General features: G+C 54.7%; 28 protein-coding genes. 15 read left to right on the top strand and 13 right to left on the bottom strand.

The features are described from left to right. Positions 1 to 72 precede the first annotated feature (72 nt). Genes B9Z42_RS15310 through waaF form a run of 3 tightly spaced genes read left to right on the top strand, consistent with a single transcriptional unit; the run spans position 73 to position 2297 of the window. The gene (locus tag B9Z42_RS15310) at positions 73 to 1023 is read left to right on the top strand and encodes a branched-chain amino acid transaminase (protein ID WP_100134362.1); all 951 of its coding nucleotides are present in this window, start codon (positions 73 to 75) and stop codon (positions 1021 to 1023) included. 4 nt (positions 1024 to 1027) lie between these two features. Continuing rightward, positions 1028 to 1231: a zinc-finger domain-containing protein gene (locus B9Z42_RS15315; RefSeq protein WP_100134286.1), complete on the top strand. Its 204-nt coding sequence runs from the start codon at positions 1028 to 1030 to the stop codon at positions 1229 to 1231. Positions 1232 to 1238: 7 nt separating this feature from the next. After that, complete coding sequence (gene waaF, locus B9Z42_RS15320) at positions 1239 to 2297, top strand: lipopolysaccharide heptosyltransferase II (protein WP_369806888.1); 1059 nt, start codon at positions 1239 to 1241, stop codon at positions 2295 to 2297. A 27-nt stretch (positions 2298 to 2324) separates the two neighbouring features. On the opposite strand, the gene B9Z42_RS15325 is transcribed toward waaF, so the two are convergent. From B9Z42_RS15325 to B9Z42_RS15335, 3 genes are read right to left on the bottom strand one after another with little or no spacing between them, the layout of a single operon-like run. Further along, on the bottom strand, positions 2325 to 3560 hold the full coding sequence (locus B9Z42_RS15325) for a sensor histidine kinase KdpD (RefSeq protein ID WP_233203671.1): 1236 nt from the start codon (positions 3558 to 3560) through the stop codon (positions 2325 to 2327). A gap of 4 nt (positions 3561 to 3564) precedes the next feature. Further along, positions 3565 to 4299, bottom strand: a complete 735-nt coding sequence (locus B9Z42_RS15330; protein WP_100134289.1) for a response regulator — start codon at positions 4297 to 4299, stop codon at positions 3565 to 3567. Between the two features lie 10 nt (positions 4300 to 4309). Further along, positions 4310 to 5689: an MFS transporter gene (locus B9Z42_RS15335; RefSeq protein ID WP_100134290.1), complete on the bottom strand. Its 1380-nt coding sequence runs from the start codon at positions 5687 to 5689 to the stop codon at positions 4310 to 4312. 35 nt (positions 5690 to 5724) lie between these two features. Between B9Z42_RS15335 and B9Z42_RS15340 the strand changes: the two genes are divergently transcribed. Further along, positions 5725 to 6558, top strand: coding sequence for a M48 family metallopeptidase (locus tag B9Z42_RS15340; RefSeq protein ID WP_100134291.1), 834 nt, complete (start codon positions 5725 to 5727; stop codon positions 6556 to 6558). Between the two features lie 33 nt (positions 6559 to 6591). On the opposite strand, the gene B9Z42_RS15345 is transcribed toward B9Z42_RS15340, so the two are convergent. Then, entirely contained in the window at positions 6592 to 7230 is a 639-nt protein-coding gene (locus B9Z42_RS15345; protein ID WP_100134292.1) for an MBL fold metallo-hydrolase, read from the bottom strand. Between the two features lie 330 nt (positions 7231 to 7560). Here B9Z42_RS15345 and pxpB point away from each other — a divergent pair, with 330 nt between their 5' ends. Genes pxpB through B9Z42_RS15360 form a run of 3 tightly spaced genes read left to right on the top strand, consistent with a single transcriptional unit; the run spans position 7561 to position 10129 of the window. Then, on the top strand, positions 7561 to 8319 hold the full coding sequence (pxpB, locus tag B9Z42_RS15350) for a 5-oxoprolinase subunit PxpB (RefSeq protein WP_100134293.1): 759 nt from the start codon (positions 7561 to 7563) through the stop codon (positions 8317 to 8319). After that, complete coding sequence (locus B9Z42_RS15355) at positions 8316 to 9377, top strand: biotin-dependent carboxyltransferase family protein (RefSeq protein ID WP_100134294.1); 1062 nt, start codon at positions 8316 to 8318, stop codon at positions 9375 to 9377. Before pxpB ends, B9Z42_RS15355 begins: the two co-directional genes overlap by 4 nt. Then, complete coding sequence (locus tag B9Z42_RS15360) at positions 9374 to 10129, top strand: sulfite exporter TauE/SafE family protein (protein WP_100134295.1); 756 nt, start codon at positions 9374 to 9376, stop codon at positions 10127 to 10129. Before B9Z42_RS15355 ends, B9Z42_RS15360 begins: the two co-directional genes overlap by 4 nt. Before the next feature lie 89 nt (positions 10130 to 10218). Here B9Z42_RS15360 and B9Z42_RS15365 read toward each other — a convergent pair whose 3' ends face one another. Further along, entirely contained in the window at positions 10219 to 11007 is a 789-nt protein-coding gene (locus B9Z42_RS15365; protein ID WP_100134296.1) for an IclR family transcriptional regulator, read from the bottom strand. A gap of 114 nt (positions 11008 to 11121) precedes the next feature. Between B9Z42_RS15365 and B9Z42_RS15370 the strand changes: the two genes are divergently transcribed. From B9Z42_RS15370 to B9Z42_RS15405, 8 genes are read left to right on the top strand one after another with little or no spacing between them, the layout of a single operon-like run. After that, the gene (locus B9Z42_RS15370) at positions 11122 to 12102 is read left to right on the top strand and encodes a tripartite tricarboxylate transporter substrate binding protein (protein ID WP_100134297.1); all 981 of its coding nucleotides are present in this window, start codon (positions 11122 to 11124) and stop codon (positions 12100 to 12102) included. A 28-nt stretch (positions 12103 to 12130) separates the two neighbouring features. Then, positions 12131 to 12682 carry a cupin domain-containing protein gene (locus B9Z42_RS15375; RefSeq protein ID WP_100134298.1) on the top strand — a complete coding sequence of 184 codons (552 nt, stop codon included), beginning with the start codon at positions 12131 to 12133 and terminating at the stop codon, positions 12680 to 12682. Between the two features lie 25 nt (positions 12683 to 12707). After that, complete coding sequence (locus B9Z42_RS15380) at positions 12708 to 13736, top strand: LLM class flavin-dependent oxidoreductase (protein WP_100134299.1); 1029 nt, start codon at positions 12708 to 12710, stop codon at positions 13734 to 13736. 11 nt (positions 13737 to 13747) lie between these two features. Further along, positions 13748 to 14722, top strand: a complete 975-nt coding sequence (locus tag B9Z42_RS15385) for a tripartite tricarboxylate transporter substrate binding protein (RefSeq protein ID WP_100134300.1) — start codon at positions 13748 to 13750, stop codon at positions 14720 to 14722. Between the two features lie 35 nt (positions 14723 to 14757). Continuing rightward, on the top strand, positions 14758 to 15720 hold the full coding sequence (locus tag B9Z42_RS15390) for a tripartite tricarboxylate transporter substrate binding protein (protein WP_143474105.1): 963 nt from the start codon (positions 14758 to 14760) through the stop codon (positions 15718 to 15720). 40 nt (positions 15721 to 15760) lie between these two features. Further along, positions 15761 to 16729 (top strand): D-2-hydroxyacid dehydrogenase family protein, encoded by a 969-nt coding sequence (locus B9Z42_RS15395; protein ID WP_100134302.1) that lies wholly within the window; start codon positions 15761 to 15763, stop codon positions 16727 to 16729. A gap of 46 nt (positions 16730 to 16775) precedes the next feature. Further along, the gene (locus B9Z42_RS15400) at positions 16776 to 17990 is read left to right on the top strand and encodes a cupin domain-containing protein (RefSeq protein ID WP_100134303.1); all 1215 of its coding nucleotides are present in this window, start codon (positions 16776 to 16778) and stop codon (positions 17988 to 17990) included. A gap of 20 nt (positions 17991 to 18010) precedes the next feature. After that, complete coding sequence (locus B9Z42_RS15405; RefSeq protein ID WP_100134304.1) at positions 18011 to 18790, top strand: SDR family oxidoreductase; 780 nt, start codon at positions 18011 to 18013, stop codon at positions 18788 to 18790. Between the two features lie 59 nt (positions 18791 to 18849). Here B9Z42_RS15405 and B9Z42_RS15410 read toward each other — a convergent pair whose 3' ends face one another. The 8 genes from B9Z42_RS15410 to B9Z42_RS15440 all read right to left on the bottom strand — a co-directional run bounded on the left by B9Z42_RS15410 (position 18850) and on the right by B9Z42_RS15440 (position 23090). After that, entirely contained in the window at positions 18850 to 19110 is a 261-nt protein-coding gene (locus tag B9Z42_RS15410; RefSeq protein WP_100134305.1) for a type II toxin-antitoxin system prevent-host-death family antitoxin, read from the bottom strand. 377 nt (positions 19111 to 19487) lie between these two features. After that, positions 19488 to 19964: a hypothetical protein gene (locus B9Z42_RS16150; RefSeq protein ID WP_143474106.1), complete on the bottom strand. Its 477-nt coding sequence runs from the start codon at positions 19962 to 19964 to the stop codon at positions 19488 to 19490. A 55-nt stretch (positions 19965 to 20019) separates the two neighbouring features. Further along, a complete protein-coding gene (panD, locus tag B9Z42_RS15415; protein WP_100134363.1) occupies positions 20020 to 20424 on the bottom strand; it encodes an aspartate 1-decarboxylase in 405 nt (134 codons plus the stop codon). 52 nt (positions 20425 to 20476) lie between these two features. Continuing rightward, on the bottom strand, positions 20477 to 20956 hold the full coding sequence (locus tag B9Z42_RS15420; protein WP_100134306.1) for a cytochrome c: 480 nt from the start codon (positions 20954 to 20956) through the stop codon (positions 20477 to 20479). Beyond that, entirely contained in the window at positions 20957 to 21412 is a 456-nt protein-coding gene (locus tag B9Z42_RS15425; protein WP_100134307.1) for a cytochrome c, read from the bottom strand. It lies immediately after the preceding gene. Continuing rightward, positions 21409 to 21945, bottom strand: coding sequence for a methylamine dehydrogenase light chain (locus B9Z42_RS15430; RefSeq protein ID WP_100134308.1), 537 nt, complete (start codon positions 21943 to 21945; stop codon positions 21409 to 21411). Before B9Z42_RS15430 ends, B9Z42_RS15425 begins: the two co-directional genes overlap by 4 nt. Before the next feature lie 12 nt (positions 21946 to 21957). Continuing rightward, the gene (gene mauD / locus B9Z42_RS15435) at positions 21958 to 22548 is read right to left on the bottom strand and encodes a methylamine dehydrogenase accessory protein MauD (RefSeq protein ID WP_100134309.1); all 591 of its coding nucleotides are present in this window, start codon (positions 22546 to 22548) and stop codon (positions 21958 to 21960) included. Beyond that, on the bottom strand, positions 22548 to 23090 hold the full coding sequence (locus tag B9Z42_RS15440; protein WP_100134310.1) for a MauE/DoxX family redox-associated membrane protein: 543 nt from the start codon (positions 23088 to 23090) through the stop codon (positions 22548 to 22550). Before B9Z42_RS15440 ends, mauD begins: the two co-directional genes overlap by 1 nt. Positions 23091 to 23093 lie beyond the last annotated feature (3 nt).

The following is a 23093-nucleotide window of genomic DNA, read 5'->3' on the forward strand; positions in this document are numbered from 1 at the left end:
GTACGGTTGGCTCGCTAAAATGTGGCCATCTGTCAAATTGGCAACCCCACTTTCAAGTCCAAAGGAAACCCCATGAGCGTAGTCATCCCTTCCATGTCTGACCGTGACGGCAAAATCTGGATGGACGGCCAGATGGTCGATTGGCGCGACGCCAAGATCCATGTGCTGAGCCACACCCTGCACTACGGTTGCGGCGCTTTTGAAGGCGTGCGCGCTTACAAAACCGAACAAGGCACCGCCATCTTCCGTTTGCAAGAGCACACCCAGCGCCTGTTCAACAGCGCCAAGATTTTGCGCATGGCCATCCCTTTCACCCAAGATCAAGTCAACCAAGCGCAATGCGACGTGGTGCGTGAGAACAACTTAGAGTCCGGCTACATCCGCCCCCTCACTTGGATTGGCGACAAGAAATTGGGCGTCTCGCCCAAAGGAAACACCATCCATTTGATGGTCGCCGCTTGGACCTGGGGTGCGTACCTTGGTGAAGAAGGCATGAAGCGCGGCATCCGCGTCAAAACATCCAGCTACACCCGCCACCACGTCAACATCACCATGACGCAAGCCAAGGCGGTGAGCAACTACACCAACTCCATCTTGGCCAACATGGAAGTGACCGATGAAGGTTACGATGAAGCCCTGTTGCTCGACACCTCAGGCTTTGTGTCTGAAGGCGCTGGCGAAAACATCTTTGTGGTCAAAGATGGCGTGATCTACACGCCTGACTTGTCGGCTGGTGCTTTGAACGGCATCACCCGCAACACGGTGTTCCACATCGCCAAAGATTTGGGCCTCGAGATCGTGCAAAAGCGCATCACCCGTGACGAGGTGTACATCTCTGACGAGGCCTTCTTCACCGGCACCGCCGCTGAGGTCACACCGATCCGCGAACTCGACCGCATTGAGCTGGGCAAAGAAGGCTATGTGGGTAGCCGTGGTCCGATCACCGAAAAAATTCAAAGCGCGTTCTTTGACATCGTCAACGGCCGCAACCCCAAGTACGCCCATTGGTTGACCAAGGTCTGAACACATGAGCCACCCTATTGAACTTCTGGCCAGTGACCTCAATGGTCACGGCGGCGTGTTTTGCCCCAGCCCGAAAGCGGACATGAAAATCTGGAACAGCCACCCCAAGGTTTACTTGGATGTGGCCAGCACCGGTGAAGCCAAGTGCCCGTACTGCGGCACCGTGTACCAACTCAAAGCCGGCGAACACGTTGGCGGGCACCATTAAACAAGCACTGGCCAAAAACGCGCTGATCATCGCGCCCCAATGGATTGGGGATGCCGTGATGACAGAGCCGTTGTTGCGCCGTTTGGCCGCGCGCGGAGAGCGCCTCACCGTGGCTGCGCTGCCTTGGATTGCGCCGGTCTACCGCGCCATGCCAGGCGTGGCTGAGGTGATTGAGATGCCGTTCAAACACGGCGGTTTGCAGCTCAAGGGCCGTTGGATGCTGGCTCGCCAGCTGCGCGGTCGCTTTGAGGCGGCTTATGTTTGCCCCAACTCACTCAAAAGCGCCCTGATTCCATGGATGGCGGGCATCCCAAGGCGCATCGGCTACACCGGCGAAATGCGCTTTGGCTTGCTGACCGACCGACTGGACAACCCCCAACTCGAAGAGCGCCCCCCCATGGTGGAGTGGTATGCCGCCCTGAGTTTGGTGGGCCAGACCTATGCACAGCCTGAGCAGCCCATGAAGCTGACGGGCGATTTGCGGCCCATCCTCCAAATGCCCCCCCAGCTGATGGACCAAGCGCTGGAAGAGTTGAGCCGTATTCCGAGCTTGCCCGTGTTGGCGCGCAACAGCTATGTGGTGTTTGCACCGGGGGCCGAGTACGGCCCTGCCAAGCGCTGGCCGGCCAAACACTTTGCTGAATTAGCCACCAAAATTGACCGTCCCGTGTTGGTGTTGGGCTCGGGCAAAGAGCACGACATTGCTGAAGAAATCACCCGAACCGCGAATGCGCAGCAGCCCGGCCATTGCCACAACTTGGCGGGCAAGACCAACTTGGTGCAAGCGTTTGCCTTGATTGCCAACGCGCAACGTGTGGTCAGCAACGATTCCGGTTTGATGCATGTGGCTGCCGCCTTCGGTGTGCCGCAAGTCGCGGTGTATGGCTCGTCCAGCCCTGAGCACACGCCGCCTTTGAACGACCGTGCCCGTGTGGTGTGGTTGCGCGTGGACCCCAACTATCAGCCGCCGTTGGCCTGTGCGCCTTGTTATGAACGCACTTGTCCGTTGGGTCACACGCGGTGCTTGGAAGACGTGTCGGCCGAGCGGGTTTACAAACTGCTCTGATTCAACTTGACGTTGTGTGCCGGTGCTTTAGATCGGCAACATCACCACAAAGTTGGCACCGCCACCGCCACGGTCTTCACAGTGCACCTCACCCCCATGACGCTGCACGATCGAGCGCACCAGCGCCAAGCCTAAACCCACACCACCTTCGCGTTCACTGGCTCCGGGCAGACGGTAAAACGGTTCAAAAATGCGCTCGCGCAAATCTGCCGGTACGCCAGGGCCACGGTCGGCCACGTTCAATTGCAGCCAAGACTTGCCGTTGCGTGTCACCCGCGCCAGTCCAACTTGAATGTCTGAGGTCCCGTAACGCCGTGCGTTTTCGAGCAGGTTGCGCAGCATGCGGCGCAGCAGTTTGGCCACGCCCGGCACGCTCTGGCTTTGTGGGTGTTCACCTAAATCTAAGGTGGCGTCGAAGCGGGCGCATTCTTCAGTGGCCAAGCCAGTGAGGTCGACCTGTTCAAGGGTGCCCAGATCCATCGCTTTGGCGTCGAGGCGACTGGCCAGCAAGATTTCGTCAATCAATTGGTCCAGCTCGCCCACACTGCGCGAGATTTCTGCTTTCATCGCGGGTGAAGGTGTGTCGCCCATCAGCTCTAGGCCCATGCGAATGCGCGTCAGCGGCGAGCGCAACTCATGTGACGCATTGGCTAGCAGCGACTTGTGTGAGGTCACCAGTTGTTCTACTTTTGCGGCTGCATGGTTGAAGCGCTGCGCGAGGTAGGTCACTTCGTCATGCCCTTCTTCGGCCACGCGTGCGGACAGATTGCCTGTGCCCCATTGCTCCACGCCTTTTTGCAAATGTTCCAGGCGGCGTGTGAGACGGCGCACGATGGGGTAGGTGCCCAGTGCCACGGCGATGCCGACGAGCCCAAGGGTCCAGAAAAAACCGTAGGGCGGGCGGCTCCAAAAACTGCGCGGAGGGCGCGGCAAATGGATGTGCATCAATTCGCCGCTGTGCATGCGCACCATGAATTCGGGCCCTGTCCCGTAATGCCCTGGGGGGTGCGGCATATCGGGTGCCGTTGGCGGCGGCGCCTCCAAGGGAAAGCCGTCTGGCGGGCGCAGTCGCGCTTGGCCTTGGCCGACCAAATCACCGTCTACGTTACGGACCATCACATCGCGCAAAGGCGGCTCTGCGGTCACGCGCATGATCCATCCCGCTAGCAGCGTCAACATGGCCACTGCCAGCACCACGGCAAACCAAATGCGCACGTACAAGGGCAGGTGCAGCAAACGGCTGCGCGTGGTGAAAAGGGGCATGGCGTTAGTCTTGATGTTTGGCAAACACATAGCCCACACCCCGCACCGTCAAGATGCGTTTGGGCGATTTGGCGTCGTCTTCAATGGCCGCACGGATGCGGCCCATGTGCACGTCGATGGAGCGGTCAAAGGCTTCGAGTTCACGCCCGCGTACCGCCTCCATGATTTGGTCGCGGCTGAGCACGCGTCCTGCACGCTCGGCCAATACCCACAACAAATCGAACTGGTAGGACGTGAGTTCGCAGGCTTTGCCGTGCACGGTGACGAGACGGGCGTCGCGGTCGAGTTCTAGCGCGCCAAACTTGAGCAACTGATGCGATGAGTTGGGGCCGCCATCAGGTGACTCACCGAGTCCATGGCGGCGCAACACCGCACGGATGCGGGCCAATAACTCGCGGGGCTCGAAGGGCTTGGGTAAGTAGTCGTCTGCGCCAATTTCGAGGCCCACGATGCGGTCCATCGGATCGCCTTTGGCGGTCAACATCAGCACCGGCGTTTGTGCCAAATGGCCGGGCAAGCCACGGATGCGGCGGCAGACGTCCAAGCCGTCGATGTCGGGCAGCATCAAGTCGAGCAGCACCAACGAGGTGGGTTCGCCACGGCTGTCGGCCTCTTGCAGCAGGCGCAGCCCGGTCAAGCCATTGGCGGCGTGTTGCACCTCAAAGCCCGATTGCCGCAAGTATTCGCCCACCATGTGGGCTAAGCGGTGGTCGTCTTCAATCAGTAAGAGTGTGTTCATGGTGTTGCCATCATGCAGGGAGAACCTTGGCATGCACGGGCAACACCCGTGACGCCAGCCAGACCAACAGCAACACCGGTGCGCCCAGCCACGCGGTGTGGGTGAAGAAGTCGGCGTAGCCGTGGGCGTCCACGTACACGCCCGAAAACCCCGCCAGCCATTTGGGCGCGAGCAGCATCATGGAGCTGAACAGGGCGTACTGCGTGGCCGAGTAATTGACGTTGGTCAGGCTCGACAAATAGGCAATGAACGCTGCCGAGGCAATGCCGCTGGCCAAGTTGTCGGCGGAGATGACCCACACCAAGGCCGTTAAATCATGACCGCGCGTGGCCAACCAAGCGAATAACAGGTTGGTCAGCGCGCTCAACACAGCACCGAGCATCAAGATGCGCATGACGCCCAAACGCATGGACAACACGCCACCAATGAATGCGCCCAGCAACGTCATGATCACACCAAACACTTTGGTCACGGCGGCCACTTCGTCTTTGGTGTAACCCATGTCCACGTAAAACGGGTTGGCCATGATGCCCATCACCACGTCGCTGATGCGGTAGATGGCGATCAGCCCCAAGATGATGGCGGCTTGCCAGCGGTAGCGGCCAATGAAGTCGGCAAACGGCGCGACCAAAGCACTTTGCAACCACTCACGGGTGTTGCGTGCAGGCGCCATGGGCTGCTGCGCGGGCTCGGGCGACAGCAGCACGGTCAGCACGCCCAAACTCATGGAGGCTGCCATCACCAAATACGCGGCTTGCCACGCAGCGTGTTGGTAGGCGGTGTCGGCATCTGCGCCGGTGGCGACGCGGGCGGCGATCCACAACACGCCTGCCCCCGCCCAAATCATGGCGAGGCGGTAGCCGGTTTGGTAGGTGGCTGCGAGCGCCGCTTGGTGCTGCGCATCGGCTGATTCAATGCGAAACGCATCGAGCGCAATGTCTTGTGTGGCCGAGCCAAAAGCCACCAGCAAGGCGCACCACACCACGGGCTCCAGCGCGAGTTGCGGGTCCAGCAAGGCCATGCCGACCAAGCCACCCACCACCAACGCCTGTGCGAACAGAAGCCAGCTGCGACGCCGTCCCAACCAGCGTGTGAGCAGCGGCAGCGGCAAGCGGTCGACCAAGGGTGACCAAACCCATTTAAAGCCGTAGGCCAAACCCACCCAGCTTAAAAAGCCAATCGTGCTGCGGTCGATGCCCGCTTCGCGCAGCCGAAAACTCAGCGTGCCTAAAACCAACAAAAGTGGCAAACCCGCCGAAAACCCCAAACACAACATCCGCCAAGACGCCGGCTCCAAATACACCTTGAACGCGGCCAACCAACTGGGCGTTTGTGATGTGGATTTATCAGGTGAAGTCGTGTCAGCGGGCTGACTTGTTGTATCGTTCATGTCTCTATTTTCAGGCTTTCGAGCCAGGACATGTCATGGTCACCAAACGTGCGTTTCTTTATGGTTGTGTGGGCTGCGCCTGCGGCCTCGGCTCGGGTGCCTTGTTGGCGCGCGAGGGCGTGGAGGTGGGCAAAGAGTCGGCGTTTGCCAGTTTGGTGCCCGCGGCCGAGGTGGAGCAATCGGCGCGTCAGCAATACGGCCAAATGCTCAAAGAGGCGGCCAGCAAAAACGCGCTGGGCCCCGACGACCATCCGCAAGTGCAGCGCTTGCGCCGTATTGCCAAGGAGATCATTCCGCACAGCTACGAATGGAATGCCCGCGCGCGTGAATGGAAGTGGGAAGTGAACCTGATTGGCTCCAACCAGATCAACGCGTTTTGCATGCCTGGCGGCAAGATCGCGTTCTACACCGGCATCTTGAACCAGCTCAAACTCACGGACGATGAGGTGGCGATGGTGATGGGCCATGAAGTGGCTCATGCACTGCGCGAACACGCCCGCGAGCGCATGGGCAAAGCCACCGCCACCAACGGTTTGGCGGCGATTGGTAGCACGGTGGCTTCTGTTTTCTTTGGTGTCAACCCGCAGCTCACTGACTTGGTGGCCAAGCAAGGTGCGGGCTTGTTGAATCTAAAGTTCAGCCGCGACGACGAAACCGAGGCCGATTTGGTGGGCATGGAGTTGGCCGCGCGTGCGGGTTATGACCCGCGTTCAGGCGTGACCCTGTGGCAAAAAATGAGCGACGCCAACAAAGGTGCGCCGCCTCAGTGGCTCAGCACCCACCCCTCAGGCACCTCGCGCATTCAAGAAATTCAGGCCAATTTACCGAAGGTGTTGCCGCTGTACGAGCGCGGCAAAAACGGGCAATAGGTTGTTGAAACGAGGCCTGCAGCCGCTGCTGCTTCAGGTCCCGCCCACGTAAGGGTTGCTGCGACGCTCACGGCCGAACGTGCTTTCAGGGCCGTGGCCAGGGATGAACACCGTGTCGTCGCCCATGGGCCATAGGCGCTGAGTGATGCTGCTGATCAAGTCGTCGTGGTTGCCTTGCGGGAAGTCGGTGCGGCCAATGCTGCCTGCAAACAGCACATCGCCCACAAACGCGCGCTGGATCTCTGGCGAGTAAAAGACCACATGGCCGGGGGTGTGGCCAGGGCAGTGGCGCACTTGAAGCGTGTGCTTGCCTAATGTGACGGTGTCGCCGTCTTGCAACCAGCGTGTGGGTGTGAAAGCACGCGAAGGCGGAAAGCCATAGTTCGCGGCGGCTTGTGCCAAGCCATCAATCCAAAACTGGTCGCCCACATGCGGGCCGACGATGGGCAACTTCAAGTGCTCGGCCAAGTCGGCCGTGCCGCCCGCGTGGTCGATGTGCGCATGGGTGATCCAGATTTGTTCGAGCGTGACGCCCAGCTGCTTGCACGCGCCAACCAGCAGCTCTAAGTCGCCACCCGGGTCAATGATGGCACCTTGCATCGTTTCATCGTCCCAGACGATGGAGCAGTTTTGCTGGAAAGGCGTGACGGGGACGGTTTCGTACTGGAGCATGGCGAGACTTAATTCGTAGGGGCTTGATAACAGTGCATCTGGATGTTACCTGCCCACGTTGTGCCTGAGCTCAGATGGCCGTGCGACCCAATTGATGGGCGGATTGGATGATGCTGATCTTCAATTCGAGCATTTATATGAGGAAAGGCTTTTCTATGGAAAATATGGTTATTGAAATATTAAAGCGTATTTTGTGTAGTTAAGAAAAGCAATAAACAGATTAATCACAAAACAGTAGTTCTAGAACTAATAGGGCATTGATTTCATCAAAATTAAAAATAGGATAACCACAAAATTCAATAGATTAACTATTAAATAGCTAGTTGTAAAATGTTAAATTCAGAAAAATCAAATAAAAAATTAAACATAAATTATAAAATTCGAGCGCAGGGTGATCGTTGTATCAATGTCGATTTTGGTGAAGCCATAGACCCTGAAATTGGCCGTATGTGCTTGAGTGCTGCAGCCATGCTCCGCAGAGCACAATTGCCCGGGGTCTTTGAAATTGTGCCATCTTATATTTCAGTTGCTTTGCATTACGCACCAACCTTTCAACCCACTGCGGGATACAGTGCATTTGAAACACTCGCAATGATGGTAGAAAATTTATTGAGCGCTGGATTAACTGAGCTGACACAAGAATCGAGAACTATTCAGATACCTATATGCTATGGCGGAGTCCATGGCCCAGATTTATTGGATATCGCTGAGCGAATTAAATTATCGCCAGAAGAGGTGATTGAGCATCATACTAAATCTATAGCGATGGTGTACATGCTGGGATTTGCACCCGGTTGCCCTTATGTGGCATTGCTTGATCCCGTTTTTGCAATTCCTCGACGTGACATGCCTTTAACCTCTGTACCTGCGGGCTCGGTTGTTGTGGCTAATCGTCAAAATTTAATTTATCCAAGTGCGTTGCCGTGCGGCTGGCATATTTTAGGTGCGACACCACTCAAAATGTTTGATCTGGATCGAACGCCGCCTGCACTGCTTGCGCCAGGAGACTATTTGGAATTTACATCCATTTGTATGGAAGAGTATGAACACATTAAAAACTCAGAGGCCGTTCTCGGTGTAAATCCATGAGTATTGAAATAATAAAACCAGGAATGCTGACGACATTTCAGGACCTAGGAAGACAACAGCACCAAAGTTTGGGAATACCTGTTGCAGGTGCATTGGACGTTAACGCCCATAGGGTCGCAAATCTTCTTGTAGGAAATAATGTCAATGAAGCGACATTAGAGGTCACAGTCATCGGTCCAAAAATAAAGTTCAACAAGCCGTGTTGCATCGCTGTCTCTGGCGCAGATTTAACGCCAGCTGTCAACGGCTATGCTGTGTCTATGAACCGCCCCTTGGTGATTCGCCCTGGAGACATACTTTCTTTTGGCGAACGCAGTCATGGTGCTAGAGCGTATATCGCCATACATGGGGGTTTTGCACTAAAACCGGTCTTGGGCAGCATGAGCACTTACCTACGAAGTGCTATTGGCGGTTTAGATGGCAGAGCCTTGAGGCCGGGAGATGAAGTTCAATTCAAAAAATTTCTTGACGAGGTTGATTTAGAAAATCTTGCGCTTGACTTGTGGGCGATCAAATACTGCATGCCTGCTTCGTTGGTGAAATCAAACAGGTCAGAGTTGCGAATCATAAAAAGTGCGCAGTGGGAAGATTTCAGTACAGAAAGTCGTGTCAATATTCTTACTGAATCATTCAAGGTAACCCCGGTTTCTGATCGCATGGGATACCGATTGGAGGGGCCACAGCTTAAATTGAAAGCCCCCCGACAAATGATCTCGGAATCGGTACTATTTGGAACAATTCAAGTTCCTGTTGGTGGCCAAGCCATTATATTAATGGCAGATAGGCAGACCACGGGCGGATATCCTAAAATTGCTTACGTCGCGAGTATTGATCATCCGTTGTTGGCGCAGATGATGCCCGGTGATCGGTTTACTTTTAAGCTGATTGAAATTGGTGATGCTCAATCATTAGATTACAAACGTGAACAAGATTTTGTGGCGCTTTCCAAGCAAACTGGTCAATTTAAAAAACTCCTTGATGAAGCGTCTAGGCTCGGTCATGAGAGACAAGTAGGCATAGAGTCTGAAAACCTGATGGAATTGGCCGGTATTAGATGAATGAAATCTTATTAATAGCACTTGTATTTTTGCTGGCCGGCTATATCAAGGGGGTGGTAGGGATGGGCTTGCCTACCGTCGCAATGGGCTTGCTTGGAATACTCATTGAGCCCGTGCAAGCAGCTGCATTATTGGTCATTCCTTCTTTGGTGACTAACATTTGGCAGTTCATGAGCGGTCCATCCCGGCTTGTGATTTTGAGAAGATTTGGACTGATGATGTTTTCCTTGTGCGTGGGTACAAGTCTTGGCATCCAGTTTTTAACAGCAACAAATAACCACTGGCCAAATATCACGCTTGGTACGGTACTCGCTATTTATGCAATCGTTGCACTTTTTCATCCGAAATTCAAAGTCTCGCTGCGCTATGAAAAATTAACATCGCCACTCGTCGGCTTGACTACAGGCGTTTTGACAGGCGCTACAGGCGTTTTTGTCATACCCGCAGTGCCATATTTCAGCTCAATGGGTTTGACCAAAGATGAGTTGATACAAACGCTTGGTTTGTCATTCACGATTTCCACCATCGCATTGGGACTCGCCCTTGGTTTTTCGGGAGCCTACTCTGAAGCGAATTTCAAGCTGTCATTGTTTGCCATACTGCCAGCCATTGCCGGCATGTTTCTTGGACAACACAATCGAGACAAGATCGATCCCATAAGATTCAAGGCATACTTTTTCGGCTGCTTATTCTGTCTTGGAAGTTATATGGCTTTGACGGCTGCCTATAAATACTTCAACGCCCTTTCATAAGCGGGGCGGCCCTCGTAGGGACCGGCTAACACGCCTTTTAGGTTGGGTGCCAGCCACGTGCCCCGTGCTTGCGGGGGCGCGAAGTTTGATTAAGTTTTCAACACGTAGCCCATCTTGGTAGAAAGCTCAAGGCCTAGCTTTTTCAACAAATGTGCGGCCTCACCATCCAAGCTTGCGTTAAAGCTCGGCGACATACCCAGTGTGGTGATGGAGGCAATGGGTTCGCCTGTTTGGTCAAACAGAGGGACCGACAAAGCGTTGAGACCCGCACGTCGAGCGCCTAGGGAACTTGCAATTCCATTTCGCTGAATGGCTTCAAAGTTTTTATACACACGGTTGATCTCACTGGGTGTGCACCTATTTTTTTCTTCAAGTTCAAGTCGGACCAAAGGCTCTGTCATGGCGCGTGGCCGATGGGCGGCGAGCAGCATGGCCGTCGCCGAAGTTGTGATGCTGAGGTGAACCCCGGGCTTCATGCGAATAGACAGAGGCGAGTTGCTCTCGAACCATTTCACAATGGTCGGACCGTTGCCAACCCATTGCCCTATGCCAACGGCTTGCCCTAGATCAGGATTGGTTAATTTCCCCACAAAATTTTCAAAATAGGGCTCAAGAAAATTGAGCAGTTCTTGACCATGCGTGGCGGCTTGGCCCAAGCGATACGTCAACAAACCCAAGTCATAGCGACTGCCCATTTGCTGCTTGGAGATCAGCCCAGACTTCGTCATGCTGACCAAATACCTGTGCAGTTTGGCCGCGTTGATGCCTGTCGCCATTTCCAGCTCTTTGAGGCGAGTCGGGCGTTGTACCTGCAGCATGCCTTGCAAGATGGCGCCGACCGTTTCAGCGGCATCAACCCCTTTTTGTTCACGTTCCATCGAAATCCTTGCCAATTGGTTTGAGTGAAAACCCGAATGACGACCGTTCAAAGTTGACCTAAGATGAATTTCACCTGATGTAATTTATTATTCTATGAGTAATTAAAGGGCTGTATGAAATTCTTCAATGTGAAACATGCGTTGCTTCTTGCTTTGAGCTTTTGGGCATGCCATGGTGTGGCGCAAGACGTCAAAAATTACCCCAATCGTTCCGTTAAATTGGTCGTTCCCTTCACCGCGGGATCGACCGTCGATGTGTTGGGGCGTGCCATTGGCGAAGAATTGCAGGCGGAGTTCAATCAGCCGTTCGTCGTGGATAACCGTGCAGGTGCGAGCACGTTGCTGGCGGCCAAACTGGTGGCCGCTGCACCGGCAGATGGCTACACCCTTTTATTTCCAACCGTCACCACACTCAGCTTGGGTCCTCAGTTGATGGCCGCACCTGGGTTTGACCCCTTCAAAGATGTGTCGATGATTGCCCGGCTCGGATTGACCAACTTTTTCTTAGTGGTCACGCCCTCATTCCCAGCCCGAAACATGAAAGAGTGGATTGAGCTGATTCGGAAAAATCCAGGAAAGTACAGCTACGGGTCGTCGGGAAGCGGATCACCGCAGCATATTTTTATGGAGTTGCTCAAGAAAGATTTGAACTTAGACATCGTTCATATCCCCTACAAAGGCAGCAACAGCTCGATGATGGATTTGCTGTCAGGCAAAGTGCAAATGGCGTTCCTGGATGGGACCTTGGCCATTCCTCATCTGAAGACAGAAAAGCTCTTCACGGTGGGAACATCGATGGCCAAGCGTACGGTCTTGATACCGAGTGTGCCGACGATTGCAGATACGGTGCCCGGCTTCGATTGGTCGGGTTGGATTGCATTTGCGGGTCCTCCCAATATGCCCAGTTCAGTGGTTGACCTGTTGGCTGAAAAAATCAGGCGTTTTCAAGCCACGCCGGCTTACACCACCTTGTTGAACAAAGCAGCCATGGAGCCTTCTGAGCCCATGACGCCTGCCATGACCAGTGAGTTTGTGAAAAAAGAATACAAGCGCTGGACCCCTGTGATTGCGGCGTCAGGCGCAGCCGTGGATTGAAACTTTGGATGACGCCAGAAAGAAAACTATGCCACACAGTATTCGCCGCATCGTCACAGGCCATGACGCCTCTGGCAAAGCCATTGTCGAGATGGATGGACCCGCGCCCAATCAAAAAATAAGAGAAGGCACAGGCTTCATCAGCACGCTGGTGTGGGTGACGGATGAAACACCCGCCCGAATGGATTTACGAGCTGACCGGGCTGACAGAACCATGGGCGTACCGCCACCCGCCATGGGCTCGGTGCTTCGGGTGGTGGAGTTTCCTCCCGTCACGAAGGCCGCTGAGTCGGTGAGCCAAGCGGACATCTTGAAGGTGATGGGCGTCAGCGACAGTGCCACGAATGGACAGCCGGCACGCCACGCGTTCATGCACCGAACCAAAAGTTTGGACTACGTGTTTGTCATGTCTGGAGAAATTGACATGTTGCTTGACGACTCCGAAGTCCATATGAAAGCTGGAGACATCATGATTCAGCAGGGTACCAATCACGCGTGGGTCAATCGCTCCTCAGGCATGTGCCGCATTGCTTTTGTGTTGATCGATGGCATTGATCCCTTGCAAAGTCAGCAACAGTAAAAGCTAATTTGAAAGAAGATGTCCTATGAAATTCGGTGTTTTTGACCATTTGGACCGTGGATCCGTGTCCATCACGGACCATTACGAAAACCGATTCAAGTTGGCCGAGATTTACGATCGCGCGGGCTTTCACGCTTATCACATCGCCGAGCACCATGGCACACCGCTTGGGCTGGCCTCTTCACCCAGCGTGTTTTTGGCGGCACTGGCACAACGTACGAAACGTTTGCGTTTTGGCCCACTCGTCTACACCTTAAGCCTGACGCACCCTCTGCGCATCATTGAAGAGGTGTGCATGCTCGATCAGATGAGCGGCGGTCGTTTGGAGTTGGGCATTGGTCGTGGCAGCTCGCCCTATGAAATGGGTTATTTCGGCGTCGACGCGAAGAACTCAGGAAAGCTGTACATCGAGTCCTACGACGTCGTCATGATGGGTTTGACTTCGCAACTGATCAATTTTGAAGGTGAGCATTTCAGCTTCAAAGATGTACCCGTGGAGTTGACGTGCATCCAAAAACCGCACCCCCCTATCTGGTACGGCATGTCTGCCCCCGCCGCGGTCCCTTGGGCCGCTGAAAACAGTGTGAACATTGTTTGCAACGGGCCATCGTTGCCTGTCAAAGCCATCACGGACAAATACCGTGAGGTGAGGGCCGACAAGTTTGGTGATGAAAATGACACCCTGCCTTTCATGGGGCTAGGACGCCACATCGTCATTGCCGACACTTACAAAGAAGCGTATGAAACAGGTGAGCATGGCTTCAACTGTTGGTACAACAGCCTTCAGCACCTGTGGCGGGCGAATGGCAATCCGATGAAGAGTTATCCGATTCCGGAAGATTTTTCCGCGGCGGTGAAAGCGGGCATTGTTCTCGTTGGGACACCCGAACAAGTCACGCACGGGCTTCAGCGCGAGATTGACATTTCAGGCGTCAACTATGTGCTGACCCGCTTTGCATTTGGCGACCTCAGTTATGGGGAGTCTTTGCGCTCCTTGACGCTTTTCGAGCAAGAGGTGATGCCGCGGTTTGAGCAAGAAGTTGTGTTGGCTTGAATCGAACCGATATGACCCCTCATTCCATCATGAAGAAATTATTTTTATGGGTTTGTCTGTGCGTGCCGTTTTTAGCAGGGGCACAAGCGCAACCATTTCCTACGCGAGCCATCACCTTGATCGTGCCATTTGCAGCAGGCGGTCCGGCCGATATTCACACCCGCGCTGTGGTGGAAGAGGCGAGCAAGGCGCTCGGGCAAACCATCGTTGTCGAAAACAAGCCCGGTGCCAGCGGAACAAATGGCGCATTGACATTGCTTCGCGCACCGGCTGACGGCTACACACTGGCGTTGCTCACGTCCACCCTGTACCGAGAGCCTCACTTGACCAAAGTGAAGTACGACCCGTTGAAGGATTTTGCGTACATTCTTTTGATGTCCGATTACACGCAGGGCGTGGCCGTGCGTGCAGATGCACCTTGGAAAACATGGCAAGAGTTTGTGGCGGATGCCGCACTCAGGCCTAACAAAATCAACGTTGGCGTCAACGGCATTATTGGTGCGCCAAGGATTGTGATGGAAGAGGCCGCTGACGCGAGTAGTGTGCAGCTCAACATGATTCCCTACAAGGGTGACTCTGAAATCGTCAATGCCTTGCTGGGCGGACACCTGGACGCAGCGCCTTTGTCGGGCATCGCCACCGCCTACATTGACGATGGGAAACTTCGCTACTTGGCGCTGTTGACCGAAAACCGCGTCAAGCGTTACCCCACTGTCCCAACCTTGAAAGAAGGCGGCATCGATGTGTGGATGAGTTCACCTTATGGTGTGGGTGCGCCCAGCGGCACCGACCCTGCGCGCCTACGAATTCTTCATGATGCTTTCAAGCGCGGACTTGAATCACCGGCGAGTCAGCGCGCCATGCAACAGCTCAACCAGCTGATGTATTACCGCAACCAAGAAGACTACCGAAGCTACGTCGTGCAAACGTTTGCGCAAGAAAAAGTGCGCGTGGAGCGGTTGCGTAAAAAGGGCCTCTTAGATTGAGGTGCGTGACCGTCATTGATCGAAAAGGGGTGCTTGTGAAATCACATGTTTTATCAGGGCTCATTGCCGCCGCCATATTCGCTGTCTCGCCTGCCATGGCGGATGTATTTCCGTCAAAACCAATTCGCTTGATTGTTTCAAATCCACCCGGCGGAACGGTTGATCTTTTGCCCCGTATCTTGGCCGACAAGCTTCGGCAACAACTCGGACAGCCCATCGTGATAGAAAACAAGGCGGGTGCTGCGGGCAACCTTGCTGCGGAGGCTGTGTTTCGCGCTGAGCCTGACGGTTATACGCTGCTCGTGTCGCCGCCGCCTGCCTTGGTGATCAATCAGAGCTTGTATCCCAAGCTTGCGTTTGATCCCCAGGCCTTCACGCCCGTTTCGGTAATGGCGAAAGTGCCCAATGCGTTGTTGGTGCGTCAAGATTTCCCAGCGAAGAATATTGCAGAATTTATCGCCTACGCCAAAGCGCGACCAAAGGCTGTGACCTATGCATCCCAAGGGAATGGCTCTACCAGTCATCTCACGGCTGAGCTGTTCAGCACGATGGGATCCATCAGCATGTTGCATGTGCCCTACAAGGGATCCAGTCCTGCACTGAATGATTTGTTAGGCGGACAGGTCCATGCCATGTTTGACAACCTCGGCGCTTCACTGGAGCACGTCAAGGCGGGTAAGTTGAAAGTGCTTGGGGTAGGCAGTGCCACGCGCGTGCCTTTTCTACCCGATGTGCAAGCCATTTCTGAAACGCTGACTGGGTTTGAGGCGGTCACTTGGTTTGGCATTGTTGCGCCGCCCAAAACGCCTGCGCAGGTTGTGGAAAAGCTTTCCGCAGCCGTGGCCGATGCGTTGCGCGATGAAGGCATACGGACTCAATTGGGCAAACTCAGTGCGACGTCGGTTGGCAGCACACCTGTCGAAATGGGTGCCTTCATGAAAATTGAAGCATCGCAATGGGGTGGCGTCATTCGCAGTGCCAATGTGAAGATTGACTGAGCCCGTGTCCCTACTGAGATTCAGCAACAGGAAATAAAGTTTGAAAAAAATTGCCATTCTGGATGACTACCAAGGCGTCGCCTTGTCGCAAGGACCTTGGCGTCGCCTTGAGTCTCGGTGTGAAATTCAAGTCTTTCGTGAGCACATGGACTCTGAAGACGAATTGGTGGCCACGCTTGCTGAGTTTGACATCGTGGTGGCCAATCGCGAGCGCACCCCTTTTCCACGAACCTTGCTGCAACGTTTGCCACGTCTGCGTCTCATCGCGACCTCGGGAAAGCGCAATGCGTCCATTGATGTAACCGCAGCGCAAGAGTTGGGCATTCTGGTGTGCGGTACGGAAACACTGAGTTACCCCACCGTCGAGTTGACTTGGGCGCTGATTCTTGCTTTGTCCCGCGATCTCGTGGCTGAAGTCAATTCGGTCAGGCGTGGTGGCTGGCAACACACCCTAGGAACAGGCCTGCATGGCAAAGTCTTGGGCGTGATTGGTTTGGGACGGCTTGGCAATGCCGTCGCGAAAATTGGCCTTGCGTTTGGGATGGAAGTCTTGGCTTGTTCACGCAGCTTGACAGATTCACAAGCCCAAGCACTTGGTGTGCAGGCCGTGTCGCTTGATGAATTGTTAGTGCGATCGGACGTCGTCACGCTCCATGTCCCTCTCAACAAACAAAGCGTGAATTTGATGGGTGCAGACCAGTTCAAGCGCATGAAGCCCAGTGCTATTTTGGTCAACACCGCACGCGGTCCTGTGGTGAATGAAGCTGCACTGATTGATGCGCTGAAAAACCAACTCATTCGCGCTGCTGCTCTGGACGTTTACAACGTGGAGCCCTTGCCGGTGAACCATCCACTGCGTGAGTGTCCGAATGTTTTGCTGAGCCCGCATTTGGGCTACGTTGTTCAAGAAAACTACCAAGTCGTTTTCGAACAGTCGGTTGAAAACATCACAGCCTGGTTGGATGGCTGTCCCATCCGCTTGATAGAAGCGCCGGCTCAATCCGCTTAAGCATTGCTTCAAACTTCATTAAATCTCTCGGTTACCAGGAGCGACCATGGCCTCTTCGACTCAAAAATCACCCCCCCGAGTGTTGCCAGCAGGCGCACGCGAGGCCATGGAAGCCCTCAATCTAGAAGCTGGACCGCTCAATATTTGGCTTCGCACACAAGCCAATTCACCCGCGCAACGGCCTTGGTTCAAAGAGACAGAGATTCGAACAGAGGGCGAATTGGCGCAGGGGCGAGTGGGTGTCGCACAGATGAAAACACGCGCACACCTTTGGCGCTGGGCGGAGATTTCGCCGTATTTACACAAGATCGCCAAGATCGCTTCAACAGCAGATATCTCACCAATTGAGTTTGCCGATCGACAGCAGTTTTTGTTGACCAATCCCGGGTTGGGGGGGCGGCTGCAGGTGACCAACTCGATGCGATGCGCGGTGTCCATCTACAACGAAGGTGACCGTGCGCCGGTCCACGTGCACACACCCAATGCGAGTCGGACGATTCTTTCCGAACGTGGTGGCTACACGATGGTGGAAGGTGAACGTTGTGAGGCGGCTCGCGGCGATTTGATCTTGACACCCAACGGGACTTGGCACGACCACGGTAACGATGCCGATGAACCCGTGATTTGGATGGATGTCCTTGATTGGCCCGTCCTTGAATTTCTAGACTGTATTTGGTTAGACGATGGCTTTGAGGGTGAATTTGGAGAACACCCACGGTCACAAAAAATGACCCACACCAATGGCTACTCAGCGCGATTCTACGGGGCAGGCGGAATGATGCCAACATTTGCCCCTGCGCAGCGAGGATTTGGCCATGAAACGAGCCCCTTGGTGCATTACAAAGGTGTGGATATACGGCGTTCCCTCAACGAACTTCGCGGCGAAAAAGGGGATGCCTATGAAGGCGTGGGGCTGCGCTTTGTGAACCCTGTGACGGGCGGCACGATTTTTCCAACGATGGACTATGGCGCGCAACTATTACGACCAGGCGAGCAAACACAAGCCAAGCGAGAAACATCAAGCACCCTCTACACCGTGCTCGAGGGGCGTGGTTACACAGACATTGGCGGTCAGCGCATTGAGTGGGAGAAAAACGACATTTTTGTGGTTCCCAATTTCACGTGGCGTGCACACGGAAATGCCAGTGCCACAGAGGATGCTGTGCTGTATTCAGTGTCCGATCGGGCGCTGATGCAGCGCATAGGTCAGTACCGCGCTCAAGGACGAGGACCTGACGCGCAAGTCATTTCTCTCGCGTAATTTTCAAAAGGAAATTCCTCATGGATTTGAGAATCAAGGGGCGTGTTGCCCTGGTGTGTGCATCAACCAGTGGCATCGGATTGGCGTGCGCCACCGCATTAGCACGTGAAGGTGTGAAGGTATTCATCAACGGCCGTGATGAAGCACGGCTCGCGCATGCACAGCAATTCATTCAAAAATCGACGGGCAACGATGTGTCGACCGTGTGCGCCAACATCAACCTCGCTGAGGGGCGGGCCAAAATTTTTGAGGCGTGCCCAACGCCAGATATCTTGATCAACAACAACGCGGGCCCCACGCCTGGAAAGTTTCAGGATTGGGATGAGGCACAGTGGTTGTCTGCATTGAATGGCAATCTGCTCGCCCCCATCTTCATGATTCAAGGCTACGTGGCAGGCATGCAAGCGCGTAAGTTTGGTCGAATCGTCAATGTGACTTCCGCCATGGTGAAGTCCCCTCGCATTCACCAAGGCTTATCCACCACCGCACGAACTGGATTGACGGCATTTTGCAAAGCCTTGTCCATTGACGTTGCACGCGATAACGTCACTATCAACAATCTGCTGCCCGAGCGCATTGACACGGGGCGACTGAAGCAGATGGTCGAGCGCATGGTTGTTTTGGAGTCCATCACCGCCGAAGAAGCACGGCTCAAGATCGCCGACACGATTGCTGCTAAACGCTTTGGCACGCCTGAAGAGTTTGGTGATGCATGCGCTTTTATTTGCAGCGCGCAAGCGGGCTATATCTCTGGGCAAAACATTCAATTAGACGGCGGCTCTTATCCGGGGCTCATTTAAGTGCGCTCGTAAAAGTTAGGTTGAATTTTTTCCACTTCTTGAGCGTAAGCTCGTGAAACTCAAGACTGTAGGTCTTCAAGTTTCACCTTGACCGTTTTGCCACCGGCACGGGCTTTGACGATTTTGGTCAGGGCTGCGTCTTCTAATTTCTTGAGCATGTCCTCATAGGTTGCCGCTGAAATCAAATAGGCCGCAGGTTTGTTGTGGTTCAAAACAGCAACAGGGGACTGGGTAGCAACCTCAATCACTTCGGCTGGGTTACGCCGCAATTCGGTCATGCCGACCGTATTTCGGGCAAAAATGGGTTGAGTGATGGACATAATTTAGCGCTTTAAAAAGCATAGCATTTGATGCGTTTTTTGATGGTGTCAAGTGTCAAACGTAATGGTTTTTTTATGAGAAGTGTCTAGAAATATGGGGGAATGCCACATATGAAAACAACGGACAGCGCACTTTTAGGCGCTAGGACTACACAGACTAGCTGGCGCTGGGTTCAACCGCAGGTCGGCTGATTTCGTGCAAATGCTTAACTTAAGGTTTTCAGCGTGAGCGTAAATCAAATCGACACTCTCCCAGCGCCTGCCAAAAATAGTCGGCAAACTAGCTTTTACAGAGCCCACAAAGCAAAAACGCACGATGGGTAGATCGTGCGTTTTTGATGAGGTGATCGTATGGCTTAAGCAATACGAATTATTAGCTACTGTTGCCAAGCATTCACCACAGCGGAAGTGACGTTATGAAAAATTTTCCCTGACATTGGCGGACAGTTCTCGGAGTAACCAGACCCAGAAACATTAAATAAAGTTTCGTTGGTTTTTACATCGACTAACTCGGCTGTAAGGTGACTAAATCTAAAACCGCCACCAAAACATCTGGTCATCGGGTCCAGTGGTGCGTAACCATCTATAACCAACACATATCGAGCAGTCGACTCGCTGAACTCTTCAACTTTGCTATCGCTAACTTGCTCACGTACTCGCTTTTGACTTGCCCACCGCAATATCTGAAATCCGTTTTGACGCAATCGATTTTCGATTTCAACAACCCATGGAGTTCGGGGTGCGTCAAGCGCGATAACTTTAGGGCCTTCAATCTTTCGCTCAACAATCACTGTTGACGAGTTGTGGGCGCACCCAACAAGACAGAGAAACAGTAGCAAGCTGAGTAATTTCATTTAATGCTTTCGAATGGTGATCGTGCGTTGATTGATATGGGCGGGCTAAATCAGCTCAACACTCATCCGCTCCATGCCCAGGCGCAGCCTGCGTGGGCACATGGTGTCGCAAGCCCACTTGCTGGTTCTTCTCATCCACAAACACCAGCTGAGGTTCATGCTTAGCCACTTGATCCTCATGCACTTGCGCAAACGAAGCAATGATCAACAAGTCACCCACGCTGGCGCGGCGTGCTGCAGAGCCGTTGACCGAAATCATGCCCGAGCCACGCTCGCCTTTGATGGCGTAGGTGATGAATCGTTCGCCGTTGTTGATATTCCAGATGTGGACTTGTTCGTTTTCACAAATGTTGGCGGCGTCCAGCAGGTTTTCATCGATGGCGCAGGAGCCCTCGTAATGCAATTCGCACTGGGTGGTGGCTACGCGGTGAATTTTGGATTTGAGCAGGGTGCGGAACATGGCAAAACAGGTTGAATCTAACAATCCCGCCATCATAGTGGCCCCCCGCTTATCAATCAGGGCTGGCTGGGTGTGGCTCAGTGGCCAGTAGGCGGGCGCGTGTGGCCATCACATCGCTCAAGGGGTTGGCCCGTGCTGCCGCAATTTCAAGGCTTGTGTAGGGCACAAAGGTTTGCGGCGCGATGTCGGTGGCCAAGGTGGTCAGCACCCAGTTGGTGACTTGGGCTACGTCTTTGTCATTCAGGCCTGAACCCATCACGCCGGGGACTTGAACCAAAAATTTACGGCCTTCGGGGTGTTGTAAAAATCGGCCTAAGCGCCGCATGTCGGGCACTTGCCCTTGCACAGAGCCAGAACCATCCATGCCGTGACAGCCTGCGCAGTGCAGCACATAGAGGCTGCGTGGGCTGCTGGTTTTGGCGACCGACTCTGCATGGAGCCGCACAGGGGCAGCGGTACCCAACACACCCGCGCCGGTCAAAGTGGCACACAGGCTGGTCAGTACTGTCGCAAAGGCGTTGCGCAGTCGCATTCAGCGTAAGCCCAATAAGGCTTGTCGTTTTTGGCGCGTTTGAGGTGGGCTACCTGCCGTTTGTCGGGCGGTCGCCAGTTCGGCGGCGGTGTAGGGTGGCTCGCCTTCGGCGCTGTTTTGCAACACACGCACATGTTGGGCCAGCAATGCTAAGGCCGCATCGTCGAGTTGTGACGCAAAGGCAGGCATGCTGCCCACAAACACTTGACCATTCACCTCAATTCGACCCGACAGGCCCTTGGTCAAAACGGTGGGCAAGTATTGGCGGTCTTTGCCCAAGGTTGGCCAGTGCGCGCCTTTGAGCGCAGGGGCCAAGCCGACCGTGCCGCTGCCGTCGGCTTGGTGGCACGCGCTGCAATGCGCTTCAAACAAGGCAGCCCCTGGGGTTTGTGCCCAAAGGCTTTGACTGGCGAAAGCGCAGGCGAGTGCGAGCAGACGATGCCGCCACCCCATCATGCCAACCCCACGATGATTGAGGTGGTGCAGTGGAACATTGAGCTGGTGTTGGCCATGCACCAGTTGATGTCGTTGTGCACACCCAGCCGGTAGCCGGGGCGTTCGCGCTCGTTGTTGTTGCACAAGCATTCGCCGCACGAGCCTTTGCCGCAACAGTCGTTGTAAGACACCAAATAGTGGCGTTCGTCTTCTGGGTTCAAGCAGGTGCCTACCCAGCTCACCTTGGACGCTTCGGTGCCCGGCGGGCATTGCGTCAGCGAGCCACCGCAGCAGGTGCACAAGTAGCCGTCGAATGCGCAGTAGCGCCAATACTCACATTGCGTAGGGTCTAAGTTGGGTGCGGCCTTTTTGGGTTGCGCCGCGTTGGTTGACATGAACTGTCCGCTGCGGTCAAACGGCAGCATGGGCAACACCGCACCACCCACCAAGGCAACGCCAATTTTGGCGATGAGGCTGCGTCGTCCGTGGTTGTGGGCCACGTTGCGCACCGAGCGTTCGGTGAATCGGTCCAGAAGTTTTAAAAGCCATTGCATGACCGAACTCCTTTATGCGGGCGAGCCGCTGAGGTATTGCTGAATCGTGGGGGTTTGCATGTCGTGCGCGTTGAGTAAGCTGTCGAGTTGTTCGCGCGAATTCACCAAACCCTTAGACACCACCACGCCTTGTTTGTCGAGCAACACAGCGTAGGGCAAGCGCGACACGCGGTACTCCATGCCGAGTTGGGTCGACAGCACATAAGGCATGTCGCCCAAACCTTGTTGTTGCACAAACTGCAAATGCTCAGACGCTTCGCCATCGCTGGCCAAGACGATGCGCAATTGTTGACGCTCGTCCTGTGCGACGGCCTTGAGTACGGGCAGCAGTTTTTTGCACACAGGGCAAGTGGGCGACAAGAAGAACACCAAGTTGGGTAAGGCTTGGTCGCCACCAATTTGCACCACTTCCGATTGGATGCCCGTCAGCTGAAACACCGGCGAGGGGGCGCCCACGGGTGGGCCCGAGTCGGTGACTAAGGCACCCATGGGCGCGACGCGCTCAAACAACACACCCACTTGCCGCGAGATGGCCCACAACAGCACAGCCAACACCAGCACCGCGACCCACAACAAGACCACAGAAATTGTCAAAGCGTTCATCACAAGCTCCCAGAAAACAGACGCTGGCGCAGCAAAGCTTGCTGCATCAGTACTTGGTGAATGGCGGTGTAGAGCACCACCATCAGCAACACGGCGGCCACCACCACGCCAAAGTCGACCCAGACCAACTCGCGCATGTCGGCGGGTTGACTGGCGGTCCATGCCAAGGCGACCAGCAAAGTGTTTCGCAATACCAACACCCACGACACGGGCAGGGCTTGGCCGCCACAGCCGCAGTCGATCACACGGCGTTGCAGCAATTGCAAGGCCATGGCCAAGGCGTAAACGCCCAAGAGCAGTGCGGCCAAGCCAGCGCCTAAGTTGCGCCATGGCGAAAGAAGTGCCACAGCGCTGAGGCTCTCTAGTGCGATCACCGCGCGTGCCACGATGGCACGTGCGTTCACAGGCACGCCGTAGCCTGCCAAGTGATGCACCAGTAAATCTAGGTCGGTCACTTTGAGCAGGGCTGCATGGGCAAACAACACGGTCAGTGCCGCTGCTGCAATCACGACCCACAGAGGGTTGTTCCAGATCATGTCCATGTC

The organism is Limnohabitans sp. B9-3 (assembly GCF_002778325.1).
Lineage (GTDB): Bacteria > Pseudomonadota > Gammaproteobacteria > Burkholderiales > Burkholderiaceae_C > Limnohabitans > Limnohabitans kasalickyi.

Bases quoted from the DNA above. Each gene is read 5' to 3' on its own strand.
- B9Z42_RS15310 (WP_100134362.1), top strand. From the start codon at position 73: ATGAGCGTAGTCATCCCTTCCATGTCTGACCGTGACGGCAAAATCTGG.
- B9Z42_RS15315 (WP_100134286.1), top strand. From the start codon at position 1,028: ATGAGCCACCCTATTGAACTTCTGGCCAGTGACCTCAATGGTCACGGC.
- B9Z42_RS15325 (WP_233203671.1), bottom strand. From the start codon at position 3,560: ATGCCCCTTTTCACCACGCGCAGCCGTTTGCTGCACCTGCCCTTGTAC.
- B9Z42_RS15330 (WP_100134289.1), bottom strand. From the start codon at position 4,299: ATGAACACACTCTTACTGATTGAAGACGACCACCGCTTAGCCCACATG.
- B9Z42_RS15335 (WP_100134290.1), bottom strand. From the start codon at position 5,689: ATGAACGATACAACAAGTCAGCCCGCTGACACGACTTCACCTGATAAA.
- B9Z42_RS15340 (WP_100134291.1), top strand. From the start codon at position 5,725: ATGGTCACCAAACGTGCGTTTCTTTATGGTTGTGTGGGCTGCGCCTGC.
- B9Z42_RS15345 (WP_100134292.1), bottom strand. From the start codon at position 7,230: ATGCTCCAGTACGAAACCGTCCCCGTCACGCCTTTCCAGCAAAACTGC.
- pxpB (WP_100134293.1), top strand. From the start codon at position 7,561: ATGTTAAATTCAGAAAAATCAAATAAAAAATTAAACATAAATTATAAA.
- B9Z42_RS15355 (WP_100134294.1), top strand. From the start codon at position 8,316: ATGAGTATTGAAATAATAAAACCAGGAATGCTGACGACATTTCAGGAC.
- B9Z42_RS15360 (WP_100134295.1), top strand. From the start codon at position 9,374: ATGAATGAAATCTTATTAATAGCACTTGTATTTTTGCTGGCCGGCTAT.
- B9Z42_RS15365 (WP_100134296.1), bottom strand. From the start codon at position 11,007: ATGGAACGTGAACAAAAAGGGGTTGATGCCGCTGAAACGGTCGGCGCC.
- B9Z42_RS15370 (WP_100134297.1), top strand. From the start codon at position 11,122: ATGAAATTCTTCAATGTGAAACATGCGTTGCTTCTTGCTTTGAGCTTT.
- B9Z42_RS15375 (WP_100134298.1), top strand. From the start codon at position 12,131: ATGCCACACAGTATTCGCCGCATCGTCACAGGCCATGACGCCTCTGGC.
- B9Z42_RS15380 (WP_100134299.1), top strand. From the start codon at position 12,708: ATGAAATTCGGTGTTTTTGACCATTTGGACCGTGGATCCGTGTCCATC.
- B9Z42_RS15385 (WP_100134300.1), top strand. From the start codon at position 13,748: ATGACCCCTCATTCCATCATGAAGAAATTATTTTTATGGGTTTGTCTG.
- B9Z42_RS15400 (WP_100134303.1), top strand. From the start codon at position 16,776: ATGGCCTCTTCGACTCAAAAATCACCCCCCCGAGTGTTGCCAGCAGGC.
- B9Z42_RS15405 (WP_100134304.1), top strand. From the start codon at position 18,011: ATGGATTTGAGAATCAAGGGGCGTGTTGCCCTGGTGTGTGCATCAACC.
- B9Z42_RS15410 (WP_100134305.1), bottom strand. From the start codon at position 19,110: ATGTCCATCACTCAACCCATTTTTGCCCGAAATACGGTCGGCATGACC.
- B9Z42_RS16150 (WP_143474106.1), bottom strand. From the start codon at position 19,964: ATGAAATTACTCAGCTTGCTACTGTTTCTCTGTCTTGTTGGGTGCGCC.
- panD (WP_100134363.1), bottom strand. From the start codon at position 20,424: ATGTTCCGCACCCTGCTCAAATCCAAAATTCACCGCGTAGCCACCACC.
- B9Z42_RS15420 (WP_100134306.1), bottom strand. From the start codon at position 20,956: ATGCGACTGCGCAACGCCTTTGCGACAGTACTGACCAGCCTGTGTGCC.
- B9Z42_RS15425 (WP_100134307.1), bottom strand. From the start codon at position 21,412: ATGATGGGGTGGCGGCATCGTCTGCTCGCACTCGCCTGCGCTTTCGCC.
- B9Z42_RS15430 (WP_100134308.1), bottom strand. From the start codon at position 21,945: ATGCAATGGCTTTTAAAACTTCTGGACCGATTCACCGAACGCTCGGTG.
- mauD (WP_100134309.1), bottom strand. From the start codon at position 22,548: ATGAACGCTTTGACAATTTCTGTGGTCTTGTTGTGGGTCGCGGTGCTG.
- B9Z42_RS15440 (WP_100134310.1), bottom strand. From the start codon at position 23,090: ATGGACATGATCTGGAACAACCCTCTGTGGGTCGTGATTGCAGCAGCG.